Source organism: Streptomyces sp. NPDC030245, from assembly GCF_055572995.1.
The window spans coordinates 244363-257121 of record NZ_JBVICF010000002.1 but is presented as its reverse complement, the minus strand read 5'-3'; the positions used below and the strand labels follow the sequence as shown (position 1 = coordinate 257121).

At 72.1% G+C, this 12759-nt stretch carries 12 protein-coding genes and 1 pseudogene; 5 read left to right on the top strand and 8 right to left on the bottom strand.

Annotated features, from left to right (window positions below; all coding sequences use genetic code 11):
* Positions 1-38: 38 nt before the first annotated feature.
* A pseudogene (locus ACZ4Z4_RS05830) lies at positions 39-692 on the top strand (glycosyl hydrolase family 95 catalytic domain-containing protein); the annotation flags it as partial.
* A gap of 41 nt (positions 693-733) precedes the next feature.
* On the opposite strand, the gene ACZ4Z4_RS05825 reads toward ACZ4Z4_RS05830, so the two are convergent.
* From ACZ4Z4_RS05825 to ACZ4Z4_RS05815, 3 genes are all read right to left on the bottom strand, one after another.
* Positions 734-1153, bottom strand: a complete 420-nt coding sequence (locus tag ACZ4Z4_RS05825) for an NUDIX hydrolase (RefSeq protein WP_468322716.1) — start codon at positions 1151-1153, stop codon at positions 734-736.
* A 124-nt stretch (positions 1154-1277) separates the two neighbouring features.
* Positions 1278-3269 (bottom strand): N-acetylmuramoyl-L-alanine amidase, encoded by a 1992-nt coding sequence (locus ACZ4Z4_RS05820; protein ID WP_468322714.1) that lies wholly within the window; start codon positions 3267-3269, stop codon positions 1278-1280.
* 226 nt (positions 3270-3495) lie between these two features.
* Entirely contained in the window at positions 3496-3903 is a 408-nt protein-coding gene (locus ACZ4Z4_RS05815; RefSeq protein WP_468322713.1) for a RidA family protein, read from the bottom strand.
* A 114-nt stretch (positions 3904-4017) separates the two neighbouring features.
* Between ACZ4Z4_RS05815 and ACZ4Z4_RS05810 the strand changes: the two genes are divergently transcribed.
* The gene (locus ACZ4Z4_RS05810) at positions 4018-4398 is read left to right on the top strand and encodes a winged helix-turn-helix transcriptional regulator (RefSeq protein WP_468322710.1); all 381 of its coding nucleotides are present in this window, start codon (positions 4018-4020) and stop codon (positions 4396-4398) included.
* Positions 4399-4456: 58 nt separating this feature from the next.
* Here ACZ4Z4_RS05810 and ACZ4Z4_RS05805 read toward each other — a convergent pair whose 3' ends face one another.
* From ACZ4Z4_RS05805 to ACZ4Z4_RS05795, 3 genes are all read right to left on the bottom strand, one after another.
* On the bottom strand, positions 4457-6112 hold the full coding sequence (locus ACZ4Z4_RS05805; RefSeq protein WP_468322708.1) for an ABC-F family ATP-binding cassette domain-containing protein: 1656 nt from the start codon (positions 6110-6112) through the stop codon (positions 4457-4459).
* Between the two features lie 235 nt (positions 6113-6347).
* The gene (locus ACZ4Z4_RS05800; protein ID WP_468322706.1) at positions 6348-6620 is read right to left on the bottom strand and encodes a hypothetical protein; all 273 of its coding nucleotides are present in this window, start codon (positions 6618-6620) and stop codon (positions 6348-6350) included.
* A gap of 41 nt (positions 6621-6661) precedes the next feature.
* Positions 6662-7285, bottom strand: coding sequence for a helix-turn-helix domain-containing protein (locus ACZ4Z4_RS05795; RefSeq protein WP_468322705.1), 624 nt, complete (start codon positions 7283-7285; stop codon positions 6662-6664).
* A gap of 112 nt (positions 7286-7397) precedes the next feature.
* Between ACZ4Z4_RS05795 and ACZ4Z4_RS05790 the strand changes: the two genes are divergently transcribed.
* Both ACZ4Z4_RS05790 and ACZ4Z4_RS05785 read left to right on the top strand, forming a co-directional pair.
* Positions 7398-8051 (top strand): class I SAM-dependent methyltransferase, encoded by a 654-nt coding sequence (locus ACZ4Z4_RS05790; protein WP_468322703.1) that lies wholly within the window; start codon positions 7398-7400, stop codon positions 8049-8051.
* Positions 8048-8566, top strand: a complete 519-nt coding sequence (locus tag ACZ4Z4_RS05785) for a DinB family protein (protein WP_468322700.1) — start codon at positions 8048-8050, stop codon at positions 8564-8566. The genes ACZ4Z4_RS05790 and ACZ4Z4_RS05785 overlap by 4 nt, the downstream gene beginning before the upstream one ends.
* A gap of 224 nt (positions 8567-8790) precedes the next feature.
* On the opposite strand, the gene ACZ4Z4_RS05780 is transcribed toward ACZ4Z4_RS05785, so the two are convergent.
* A complete protein-coding gene (locus ACZ4Z4_RS05780) occupies positions 8791-9624 on the bottom strand; it encodes an alpha/beta hydrolase (protein WP_468322698.1) in 834 nt (277 codons plus the stop codon).
* A gap of 217 nt (positions 9625-9841) precedes the next feature.
* Complete coding sequence (locus ACZ4Z4_RS05775; RefSeq protein ID WP_468322695.1) at positions 9842-11029, bottom strand: aminoglycoside phosphotransferase family protein; 1188 nt, start codon at positions 11027-11029, stop codon at positions 9842-9844.
* Positions 11030-11263: 234 nt separating this feature from the next.
* Between ACZ4Z4_RS05775 and ACZ4Z4_RS05770 the strand changes: the two genes are divergently transcribed.
* Positions 11264-12748 (top strand): DNA-binding protein NsdB, encoded by a 1485-nt coding sequence (locus ACZ4Z4_RS05770; protein ID WP_468322692.1) that lies wholly within the window; start codon positions 11264-11266, stop codon positions 12746-12748.
* The last annotated feature ends 11 nt before the right edge of the window (positions 12749-12759 follow it).

The window sequence follows — 12759 nt, the reverse complement described above, 5'->3', positions numbered from 1 at the left end:
CGTGACCGGTCATGACTCTGGGGAGCACGCGGAGGACCTGGCCGACCGCGTTCTGGTTCCCGGAGGCCGCCGCCTGGCTCACCGCCCAGCTGTACGAGCACTACCGCTTCGGCGGCTCCACGGAGTACCTGCGGACCACCGCGTACCCGGTGAGATGAAGGAGGCCGCCGAGTTCTGGCTCGACAACCTGCGCACCGACCCGCGCGACGGCACGCTCGTCGTCACGCCCAGCTACTCGCCCGAACACGGCGACTTCACCGCGGGCGGCGCGATGGCCCAGCAGATCGTCCACGACCTGCTCACCAACACCCTGGAAGCCGCCCGCGTGCTCGGCGACGCGCCGGCCTTCCACGCCGAGCTGAAGAAGACCCTGGACGCCCTACACCCACCCGCCGTTCCAGATCGACGGCAACTTCGGCGCGACGTCGGGCATCGTCGAGATGCTTCTCCAGAGTCAGCACGACGCCATCGAGATCCTGCCCGCGCTGCCCGCGGCCTGGTCCGCGGGGTTCGTACGGGGCCTGCGCGCCCGCGGCGGCGCGACCGTCGACATCGACTGGGCGTCGGGCCGGGCCGCCCGCATCGCCCTGAGCGCCACCCGCACCCGTGAACTCGCCGTGCGCAGCGACCTGTTCGACGGCGGCACCAAGACCGTGAAGATGCGGGCGGGGCAGCGTCACGTCTTCGGCTGAGCCGGGGCACGCGCGTCGCCCCACTGGCCGGTGACGTCCCGTCAGGCCCGGACGGCGATCATCCCGAGCCCGTCGATCGCAGCAGGGGACAGCGTCGACTCGTCCAGGCCGGACAGGGGTTTCCACGCCACGTCCGACGTGGAGTCGTCCGCCTTGACGATCCTGGCGGGCCCCGGCGCCAGCTCGACGACGTAGAAGAGCCCCACCAGATGCCAGCTCACCCCGAGCCGGCGGGCCGAGTAGGTGCGTGCGTCGACGAGGCGCGCGCCGACGACTTCGAGGCCGGTCTCCTCGTGCAGCTCCCGGGCGAGCGTCTCCTCGGGCTGCTCACCCGGATCGATCCCGCCGCCCGGCAGATGCCACAGCCCGGGCTCGAACACCGGTGAGGCGTCGGAGAGCCGCGTGAGGAGCAGTTCCTCCCGCGTGGCGGCGACGGCGTACGCCGAGACGCGTGAACGCACCTGATTCCCCACTGTGCACCTCCGGAGTTCCCCGCCGCGCGGTTCGAGATCGCTCCAGATCGTACGTCGGGCCCGGACCCGCCTCCACGCGGGCCCGGACCCGGCCGCCACTACCGCGTCCGCGTCATGAACCGGACCGCTCCACCCGCACATCAGCCGCGCGCACATAGCCGATCCGGTGCCCGTACTGGATCACGTAGTACATGTCCTTGCCGCGCACCACCGTGTGCCGCGCCGTGTCGAACGTCGGGGCGTAGAAGTACTCGCCCGGCACCTTGTCGCCGACCACGTACTTCTGGCCCGCGAGGATCTTGTACGGCAGCGGGGAGACCGCCTGCACCGGAACGCCCGCCGGGTAGGCCTCCTTCTCCGGATACGCGCGCCCGTACACCGGGACCTCGGTCGCGCCGGCCTTCGGCGTCACCACGAGGCCCTTCGCGTCGACCGCGGTGGGCTGCTTCGCCGGGTTCTTGAACCAGGCCTTCTGGCCGAGGTACCAGACGGCCGTCCAATCGCCCCGGCGCTCGGCGACCGCGTACTGCTGGCCGGTGGAGAGCCGCGCGCCGACGTCGTTCACGTCGATCGTGGAGTCCTGGCCGCCGGGCCGCTTGCCGATGTCCTTGATCAGCGGCGCGTCGTCACGGGGCTCGGTGTGCACGCGCACGGCCGCCGAGCCGTGCGGCACGCACTTCTCGCCGGGCTTGACGCAGCCCGTGTACTCGGGCCGGTTCTTCGCGTACTCCGGCGCCACCGTGACCACTCCGCCACCCGGGCCCGCCGTGGACCGGAACGGCTTGCCGAGCAGCGTGAAGTAGTGCTGCCAGTCCCAGTACGGCCCCGGGTCCGTGTGCATGCCGGGGATGGTGGAGGCCACGGTGCCCTGGACGTTGTCGTGACCGAGGATGTGCTGCCGGTCCAGCGGGATGTCGTACTTCTTCGCGAGGTACTTCACCAGGCGGGCCGACGTGCGGTACATGGCCTCCGTGTACCAGGTGTCGGGCGCGGTGAGGAAGCCCTCGTGCTCCAGGCCGATCGACTTGGCGTTCACGTACCAGTTGCCCGCGTGCCAGGCGACGTCCTTGGCCTTCACGTGCTGGGCGATGTGGCCGTCGGTGGAGCGCAGGGTGTACTGCCACGACACATAGGTCGGGTCCTGCACCATCTTCAGGACGCCCTCCCACCTGCCTTCGGTGTCGTGGACGATGATCGAGTCGATGCTCTGGCTCTTCGGCCGGTTCGACTTGTCGTGGTTGCCGTAGTCCGGGTTGCCGTTGGGATCCTTGAACTCCTCGTACGGCGCGGGAATCCACTCGCACGCCACCGTCCTCGGGCACTCCGTCTGACCGGTGGGCGCCTTGCGCAGACCCATGCGCTTCAGCTGCGCGGAGTCCGGTCTCAGACCCGGCCGGGGCGCCAGCGCGATGCGCTGGCCCGCGTCGGTGGTGCGCCGCTCGCCGTCCCGGATCACCGCGAACACGTCGTTGGCGTACGTGGCCGCGGTGGCCTCGTCGTCCGCGCCGGAGAAGCGGGCGACGGCGCCGTACCAGTCGGCGGGGTTGTCGCTCAGCGGCTTGCCGAGCTTGCGCTGGGCCGCCGCGAGCAGGGCCGCGCCGCCCTCGACGTTCGCCGCGGGGTCGGTGCGCAGTTCGTCGGCGGACCGGCCGGTCAGCTCGGCCGCGCGGGGCAACGTGCGCAGCCGGGCCGGGAGTTCGCCCTCCTCCGGCAACTGGGCGCGCGGCGGCGGGGCGGGGCGTGAGGTGTCGCCGCGCGGGTCCTCGTCGCCCTCGCTGTGGTGCGGGGCCGAGGCCAGGGCGGTGCGAGCGTCGGTGAGGTGCATGGGGCCGTAGCCCCCAGTGACGCTGGCCGCGCCACCGTGTGCGTCCCAGCGCGACTGGAGGTACGCGACGCCGAGCAGCACGCTCTGGGGCACGCGGTACTCGGCGGCGGCGGACGCGAAGGCCCCCTGGAGCCGCAGCGCGGGGGCCTGCTGGGGAGCGCCGGACGACGGGGCCGCGCCGAGCAGCGGCAGCAGCAGGCCGGCCGCCGCGAGGGCGCCCGCCGATCTGACGGCGCGTCTGCGGGCGGACGAGGTACGGGCGGTGTCGGATCCTCGCAATGCAGCCTCCTGGGCCGAAGAAGCGTGACGGGGCGTGCGGGGCCGGGCGTGCGTCAGTGGTACCGGCTCACCGACGATCCGTCAATCATGCCCAGGAGGAGGGATTCCGCATGTCAGCGCCGGTTACGGCGGGTCGGTGGCGGGTTTTCGCCGGGGGCGGCCCCACCGCCTGCGGCGCGTCACTGGCGTGGACCAATGGGAGTGGGCCGATCGGCGGCGGCCGGACTCAGTCGAGGACCGCGGTGGCCTCGACCTCGACGAGATGAGCGGGTACGTCCAGTGCCGCCACGCCCAACAGGGTGGCGGGCGGCACCGGCGTGACGCCCAGTTTCGCGGCGGCCCGCGCGATCCCGTCCAGGAGCAGCGGCATCTTGTCGGGCGTCCAGTCGACGACGTGGACGTTCAGCTTCGCCACGTCGTCGAAGGAACCGCCCACTGCGGCCAGGGCGGTGCCGACGTTGAGGTAGCACTGTTCGACCTGAGCGGCGAGATCGCCCTCGCCGACCGTGGCCCCGTCCGCGTCCCAGGAAACCTGTCCCGCGACGAAGACCAGCTTCGACCCCGAAGCGATCGACACCTGCCGGTAGACGTCGATCTCGGGAAGTCCTTCGGGGTTCACCAGAGTGATGGGCATGTGATGGTCCGCCTCCTCGACCAAGGCGTTCTTGGTCTCTTGTGGTTACTCGGAAACCGTAGGAGAGTCAGTCCTGACGTGGAAGAACGCACTTTTTAGTGACTGGGGAACCTGATGGTGACCAAGCAGTACGACGGCTCGCCCGACGCCGCGGACCTGCGGCGCGCGGACTCACTGGCGCGGGAGATCTTCTCTGACATCGCCAACAAGTGGGCGCTCCTGATCATCGAGGCGCTGGGGGAGCGGACCCTGCGCTTCACCGAGGTGCGGAGCCGGGTCGAGGGCATCAGCCACAAGATGCTCACCCAGAACCTGCGCATGATGGAGCGCAACGGCCTGGTCGAGCGGACCGTGCACCCCACCGTCCCGCCGAAGGTCGAGTACACCCTCACCGAGCCCGGCCGGCAGCTGCGGGAGACCGTCGACGGCATGTGCGCCTGGACGCACCGGTACCTGGGCCAGATCGAGACCTCCCGCCACCGCTTCGACACCTGACACCGCCACACCGCGACCCGGCCGACGGATGGGTGCGCCGACCGGGCCGGACCGGTCGTCAGCGTGCGCGAGCGCCGACGCGCACCCCGATCTCCAGACGCGGCCAGTCCGCCAGGTCCCGCAGCAGCTGCCGGTCGTGCGTCGCAACCACCACCGCGGCGCTCGTGGCACGGATCGCGTCGGTCAACTCGTCGACCAGGGCGGACGACAGATGGTTGGTCGGCTCGTCGAGCAGGATCAGGCCGGGCCGCCCGGCCAGCGCCAACGCCAGGTCGAGGCGCCGCCGCTGACCCTCCGACATCCGCCCGACCGGCGTACGCAGCGCGTCGCGGTCCAGCAGCCCGACCGAGCCGAGCGGGACGGCATCGGCGTCGCGGAGCACTCCGCGGGCCACCAACCGCCCCACATGGCGGGCGTGCACCTCGCGGGCGGTGAGGCCGGGCTGCTGCTCGGCGGTCTCCTGCCCGACCCGCACGACCCGCGCCCCCGCCGCCGTACGCACGTATCCCTCCGTCGGCGCGAGCACACCGGCGAGCACGGCGAGCAGCGTGGACTTCCCCGCACCGTTCGGCCCGGTGACCAGCAGCCGGTCGCCGCCGTCGAGAGTGAGGTCGACCGGACCGGCGAGCCGCCCGTCCACCGTGACGCCGTGCGCCCGCAGCTGCGGCGCGCCGGGCCGGACATCCGGGTCGGGCCACCGCAGCACCGGCGGCGGCTCCGGCACGTCGATCCGATGCGCCTCCAGAGCGTCCTGCTGCCGCTTCAGCGCCTGAACGACGCCCGGCGCACGGGATTGGCGCTGGTGCTTGCCGGTGCCCTTGTCCGGCCGCCAGCCGGTGGAGAGCCGGTCGCGGGCCTTCGCTGCCGCGTCCCGCAGCCGCCGGTGCTCTTCCTGCTGCTCCTCGTGGTCCTGCTCCCAGCGCGCACGCTCGCGACGCCGCGCGTCCTGCCACGCGGCGTAGCCGCCGGCGTACAGGCGCGTCCTGCCGTCGCGGGTGGGATCGAGGTCGAGGAACCGGTCCGCGATGTCGCGGAGCAGCGCCCGGTCATGGCTGACGAGGGCGAGGCCGCCGTCGTGCTCGCGGAGCCTGCGGGTCAGGAAGTCGAGGCCGTCGGCGTCGAGGTGGTTGGTCGGCTCGTCGAGCAGCAGGATGTCGTGCCGCGCGCCGAGCAGGCACGCCAGCCGGACCCGACAGCGCTGCCCCACCGACAGCGTGGACAGCGGGCGTTGACGGTCCGTGCAGGCGCCGAGGGCTTCCAGGGCGACGTCGACGCGGCGTTCGGCGTCCCACGCGTCGAGCCGGGTGGCGGCGTCGAGCGCGGCTGTGTAGCGGTCGTCGGCCGTGGGGTCGCCCTCGGCCATGGCGAGGGTCGCCCCGTCCAGCGCGGCGAGGGCCGCGAGCGAGGCGGCCAGGGCCTCGGACGTGAGGGTGCCGACGGTCTCGCCGTCCCGGGCGGACAGCTCCTGTCGGGCCAGGCCGATCGTGCCGGCCCGGTGCACGGTGCCCTCGTCGGGGGTGATCAGCCCGGCGAGGACGTGCAGCAGCGTCGTCTTGCCCCGGCCGTTCTCGCCGACCACGGCGATCCGCGACCGGGCGGAGACGGTGACCGAGACGTCGTTCAGGACATGCCGGGTTCCAAGGGTGAGGCTGATACCTTCCGCGCGTACGTGGGCGCTGTCGCCCTCGGCTTCAAGGGAAGGGAAGTGGTTCACGGGGTGCTCCGCAGCTCGCAGTGGAGCCGGGCAGCGGAAAGCGGCCGCCCGGCGGGAACCGGGACGGCGAGCGCTCGTTCAGAAAGGGAGAAGGCGCCGCCGTCAGCGGGCGGAGCGGACCTTCTGCGACCAGATACCTCGTGCCATGCGCATCATGCTAGCAGCGCGGTTTCCGGATCTCCTGTGCAATTTCCGGGCCGGGCGCCGAGCGGAGGGCTGGGAGCCGGACGCCCCGTCACCGGATGTCGCCGGACCAGTCGAAGCGGCGCGGGGCGCCGGGACGCGGGCGGTACGTCGCCCGGCCGTCGGCGCCGAACCGCCCCAGCTCCGTCTGGAGAGCGGCACCGGCGTCGATCTCCTCCTGCGTCCAGCCGGTGATGTCGAGCAGCAGCCCGTCCAGTGGGCCGCCGACCAACTCGGCATAGCTTTGCCCCGGTCGTGGGCCCGGGTGGTCGTGGTCCTGGCCGTACACCCGGCCGCGCAGCAGCTGCTCGTCGTCGCTGTCCATACGGACCAGCCTCCCAGCCGCCACTGACAACGAAGCCCCAGTCAGTGGCCGGACGACGGAGCCAGGTGCGCGCGTTCCCCCTGCGCCCCGAAGAGGGCGAGCAGCTCGGCGGGGCGGCTGTCGGCGCTGCCGATCCAGTGGGGGACACGGGTGTCGAACTCCGCGGCCTCACCGACTCCGAGCCGGAACTCCCGTTCACCGAGGACGAATCTGACCTGTCCGTCGAGGACGTAGAACCACTCGTATCCCTCGTGGGTCTGAAGCTTCATCGTGGGTGCCCGGCCGGCGGGCGGATGGATCACCTTGTACGCCTGGATGCCACCGGGGCGCCTGGTCAGCGGCACCAGCACGAGACCGGATCGCCGTACGGGGCGCAGGTGGACGCGCGGGTCCCCGGTGGGCGGCGCCGCGACGAGGTCGTCGAGCGGGACGTCGTGCGCCCGGGCCAGCGGCAGGAGTTGTTCCAGCGTGGGGCGGAGCTTGCCGTTCTCAAGGCGGGACAGGGTGCTCGCCGTGAGGCCGGTCTCCGTCGCCAGCGCCGCCAAGGTGGTGCCGCGCGCCCGGCGCAGGGCGCGCAACCGCGGCCCGACTCCGGCCAGCACGTCTCCGGTGCGGTCTTCTTTGCCGTCCGTGCTGTTGCCTGTGCTGTTACGCGTGCTGTCCATGGGCCGATGATGCCCCGGCAGTGCGGATCCGCAACTTTCCTTGCAGGGGCGCAACGGTGGCGCCGACGCTGTCGATACATCACCGGCTTCAGCCGACGAAGGAGCGACTCGCATGGATTCCACTCGGGGTAGGGACGCCGAACACTTCTGGGAGCAGCACTACCGCGCCCGGCGCACCTGGGGCGGGCGCGTCAACCCGCTGCTCGCCGAGACCGTCGCGCCGCTGCGCCCGGGTGCGGCCCTGGACCTGGGCTGCGGTGCCGGTGGCGACACCCTCTGGCTCGCCCGACAGGGCTGGCACGTCACCGCCGTGGACATCTCCACGACCGTCGTCGAACGGGTGCGGGAGCACGCCCGGGAACTCGGCGTCGCGGACCGGGTCACCACCGAGCAGCACGACCTGGCCGACAGCTTCCCCGGCGGCCGGTTCGATCTGGTCTCCGCGCAGTACTTCCAGACACCGTTCGCCCTGCCCCGCGGCCGAGTCCTGCGTACCGCGGCACAGGCCCTGCGGCCCGGTGGTCTCCTGCTGATCGTGGACCACGGCTCCACCGCTCCCTGGTCGTGGAACCAGGACCCGGACACCCACTACCCCACACCCACCGAGACCGCTGCGGAACTCGACCTCGACCCCGCGCACTGGTCCGTCCTGCGTGCCGACATGCCTCAACGCCGGGCCACAGGACCGACCGGCGAGACGGCCACCGTCATCGACAACGTCCTGCTCGTCCGGCGCGGACTCACAGGGAACGGAGTGTCGCGATGAAGGACACCGGACTCCTCGGGGCCGACGCCGCCGAGAAAGCCATGCTGCGAAGCTTCCTCGACCAGCTGCGCGCCTCGATCGCCGACAAGGTCGCGGGCGCGCCCGAGCCGCAGGTCCGAACGGGCGGAGTGCCCTCGGGCACCAGCCTCCTCGGGCTGCTCAAGCACCTGGGGTTCGTCGAACGGTTCTACTTCCTCGGCGAGGAACCCGGCGACTGGCGCGCGACGATGCGGCCGTCCCCGGACGACACCGTCGCCGGCGTGCTCGCCGACTACCGGCGGGCCGTCGAGCAGGCCAACCAGGTCATCGAGGCCTGCCCGGACCTGGCCTTCCTCGCCCCGCGGCCCCCGCGCCGGGGCCCGGCGCCCTCGATGCGACGGGTCCTGGTGCACATGATCGAGGAGACCGGCCGGCACGCCGGCCACGCGGACATCCTCCGCGAGCAGATCGACGGCACCACCGGCGACGGCATGAAAGAGCCCCGACTGGACGGGGGAGACCAGCCGGGGCCGTAAAGCGTGGCGAGCGGAGGGCGGTCGCCTCTCGGCGAAAGGCTCCATGGGGCTTCAGCCGAACGATCTTCCCCATGGGCTATAGGTGAGGCCCGGGGACACTGTCCCCTCCGCAGCCACACTTATATGAACGGCGGACCATCTCCTGTTGTTCCAGATACGTGCCCCATGCAGGGTGATCTGGAACACACCTTTTGCCCGGTTCGGCGGCGCCCGGCACGGCACCGTCACACGAAGCGGCGTACGAAGGACAGCGCGACATCGGCGACCTCCTGCCACCTGCTGTCGAGCGTCAGCGCGTGGTCCCGGCCGTGCAGCTCGATGATCTCCGTCACGCACGGGCTGCGCTTCTGCCGTTTGTACGCGCTGTTGGCGAGCGCCCAGGGAATGGCGTTGTCCCGGCCGCCCGAGATGATCAGGAGCGGACCCCGCCGCGGATCGCGGCAGTTGGCCTTGACCTCCGTGCGCGGATTGAGGTTGGCGAGCGCCGCCTGCATGGGCGGGGCGCATGGCGCGGGCACGGCGTACCGCTCGTAGATGGACCGGGCCTCCTCCTCGCTGACGGCGTTGGCGTAGGCGTAGCGGAACTGCTGGAAGGTCAGCGGCTTGGCGCGCTTCCGGTTGGCCGGGTTGGCGATCATGGGGAGCAGCGAACGCACCGTCGACAGCGGCATCGCGAGGACGCCGCGGAACGGTGCCGGGTCGATCGCCACCGAGGCGGCCGACAGACCGCGGCCCGCGAGGATCTGCGTCAGCAGCCCGCCGACCGAGTGGCCGATCACCACGGGTTTGCGCTCCAACGTGCTGATGCGCCCGGCGAGATGGTCGGCGACCTGCCCGACCGTCGTGCCCGCCACGGCCTCGGGGTGCTGCCTGGCCTCGGTCGTCGTCGCCGGTTCCCCCGGCCAGGTCAGGGCGACCGGAGCGAACCCGGCCGCCTCGAAGTGCGGGAGCCAGTGGTCCCAGCTGCTCGCCAGCATCCACAGGCCGTGCACGAACACGGCGGGCGTGCGACCGGAGGTATTGGCCCGGTCGATCTGCTCTGCGTCGGTTGCGGACATACCCTGACGCTAGGGGCGGAAGACCCCGGCCGTCAGCACGACTCGGCACTCTGGCCGATACTGCCGCCCCCCGTTCCGGAACGAGACTCGGCGCGGCCGGGCGCCGCCCTCGCGGCACGGTCCCTCGCGACGACATGGTCCCGCGGCAGCCGTCAGAGGCATACGAAGGCCCGCGGTGCGTCCCTGTCCACAGCGCACCGCGGGCCCTCGCCCCCCGTCAGCGGGTACCGACCGCCGCGCGCACGGCCCGGCGGGCCAGCTGGCAGTCGTCGTGCAGCCGCCTCAGCAGCAGCCGCTGTTCCTCGCCGGTCGGCGCGGCACCGGGATGGGCCGGGCCCGGGGCCACCGGGGTCGAGTCGTGCATCGAACGCTGCACGGCCGATTCGTACGTACGGATCTCGCGGGTCAGGACCAGCATCAGATTCACCAGGAACGCGTCGCGCGCCGCGGGGCCCGCGGCCTGCGCCAGCTGGCTGATCTCGCGCCGCGCCACGGGGGCGTCACCGAGAACCGTCCACAGTGTCGCCAGGTCGTACCCCGGCAGATACCAGCCGGCGTGCTCCCAGTCGACCAGGACGGGGCCGGCGGGGGAGAGCAGGATGTTGGAAAGGAGGGCGTCGCCGTGGCAGAACTGCCACATGGCCTGGTGTCCGCCGCCCTGGTGCCCGACCGAGTGCGCGATGCCGTGCAGCAGCTTCTGCAAGTCACCCATGTCACGGTCGGTCAGCAGCCCCAGCTCGTGGAAGCGGGAGATCCGCCTGGGGTAGTCCATCGGCTTGCCGAACATCTCCGCCGGCGGCCGCCACTGATTGAGGCGGCAGACGGAGCCGAGCGCCGCCCGGATGTCCGCACGCGGCGGGGCCTCGGCCGGATGCCGGTGCAGTGCCGCCACCCGTCCCGGCATCCGCTCGATCACCAGCGTGCAGTCGTCGGGGTCGGCAGCGATGAGCCGCGGCGCTCGGACCGGCGGGCGGTGCCGGACGAACGAGCGGTAGACCGCTATTTCGTGCCTGATCCGCTCGGCCCAGCCGGGTGACTGGTCGAGCAGGCACTTGGCGACGGCGGTACTGCGCCCCGCCGTGCCGACGAGCAGCACGGTGCGGCCGCTTCTGCGCAGCACCTGCACCGGATTGAACTCGGGGCAGATGCGGTGCACCGAGGCGATCGCGGTGCGCAGTTGTGCCCCCTGGGGGCCGGACAAGTCGAGTCTCCCGCTGAGCGGTTGCGTGCCGGGCCCCGGCACGCGGGGCGTGCGGCCGACGCCCGGCAGTGCGCCGGGGCGCACCGGCTCCAGATAGGGGCCGCTCCCCGGTGACGGGGGCGCCTCGCGGCCGCTCCGGTGGACCGGGGGGCGCGGGCGGAGCGGCCGGGGCGGGGCGGACACGGAGGACGATGCTGCGTACATGGGCGATACAGATCCCTTCGTGTGCCTGTGAGTTGCGTGCGCCTCCCGGCCCGATCGCTTCGGGTGCACCCTGGGGAATGCCTGGCGGCGACCGGGTCGGGGTGGCGCACTCCTACCTGACACCCGGCGTCCCCTGGCACACCATGTGGCGCACCCTGGCGAACCCTGGCGAATAGTCGCTCAGCAACTGACAGACGGTTACTGTCAACTCAGCCGAGAACCTGGGGGCTTGACGTGAACGGACAACCCAACACCCGCCTCTCCGACCTGTTCGGCCTGGCCGGCTGGTCGAAGGGGGAGCTCGCGAGACTGGTGAACCGGCAGGCGGCGGCCATGGGCCACCCGCAGCTGGCGACCGACACCTCGCGGGTGCGGCGGTGGATCGACATGGGGGAGATCCCGCGCGATCCGGTGCCACGGGTGCTGGCTGTTCTGTTCACCGAGCGTCTCGGCCGTGTCGTGACCACTGAGGATCTAGGTCTGGTCCGGCACGGGCGCGCAGGGAAGCGGCGTGGCGACGGGAGTGTGGAGCACCCCGACGGCGTGCCGTGGGCGCCCGAGCGGACGGCCGCGGTCCTCACCGAATTCACGGGAATGGACCTCATGCTCAACCGACGCGGCTTGGTGGGCGCGGGCGCTGCGCTTGCCGCAGGCTCCGCACTCAGCAGCGCCATGCACGACTGGCTGCACACCGACCCGGCCCTCAAGGCCGACGCCCCCCGTACAGACGATCCTCTGCACGCCGACCCCGCCGGGTTCGACCGCTACGAGGCCGCCCCCATCGGATCCCAGGAGATCGAGGAACTGGAACGCTCGGTCGAAGTGTTCCGCGCCTGGGACGCGGCCCGCGGCGGCGGGTTGCAGCGCAAGGCCGTGGTGGGTCAGCTCAACGAAGTGGGCGGCATGCTCGCCTACCGTCACCCCGACCACCTCCAGCGGCGCCTGTGGGGCGTCGCCGCCAACCTCGCCGTGCTCGCCGGCTGGATGTCGCACGACGTCGGCCTCGAACCCACGGCGCAGAAGTACTTCGTCATCGCGGCGCACGCCGCCCGCGAGGGCGGCGACCGCCCGCGCGCGGGCGAGGCGTTGTCCCGGGCCGCACGCCAGATGGTGCACCTCGGCAAGCCGGACGACGCCCTGGACCTGATGAAGCTCGCCAAGTCGGGTGCGGGCGAGGAGGCCCTGCCCCGCACCCGGGCGATGCTGTACACCATCGAGGCGTGGGCGCACGCGTCGATGGGCCGCGGCCAGGCGATGCGGCGCACCCTCGGCCTCGCCGAGGACCTCTTCGTCTCGGACAAGGGGGACGTGCCGCCGCCGAGCTGGATGCAGATGTTCGACGAGGCGGATCTGCACGGCATGCAGGCCCTGGCCTACCGCACCCTCGCGGACCACGAGGCGTCCGCGGCGGGCGCCGCGCAGCGGCACGCCAAGGAGGCGATCGAGCTGCGGGCCAAGAACCGCGACCGGTCGCAGATCTTCGACTACATCTCGCTCGCCTCGGCCTGCTTCATCGCCGACGACCCGGAACAGGCCGACCGATACGCCCGGTTGGCGCTGGTGTCGATGCGGGCGAACTCCTCGCACCGCACCTGGGACCGGCTGCGTGAGATGTACCGGCTGACCGCGCAGTACGCCGGTTATCCGAAGATCCAGGACCTGCGCGAGGAGATCAAGCTGGCGCTGCCGAAGGGGGGCAGGAGGACGGCCAGGGCGTAGCTCGGAGCGGG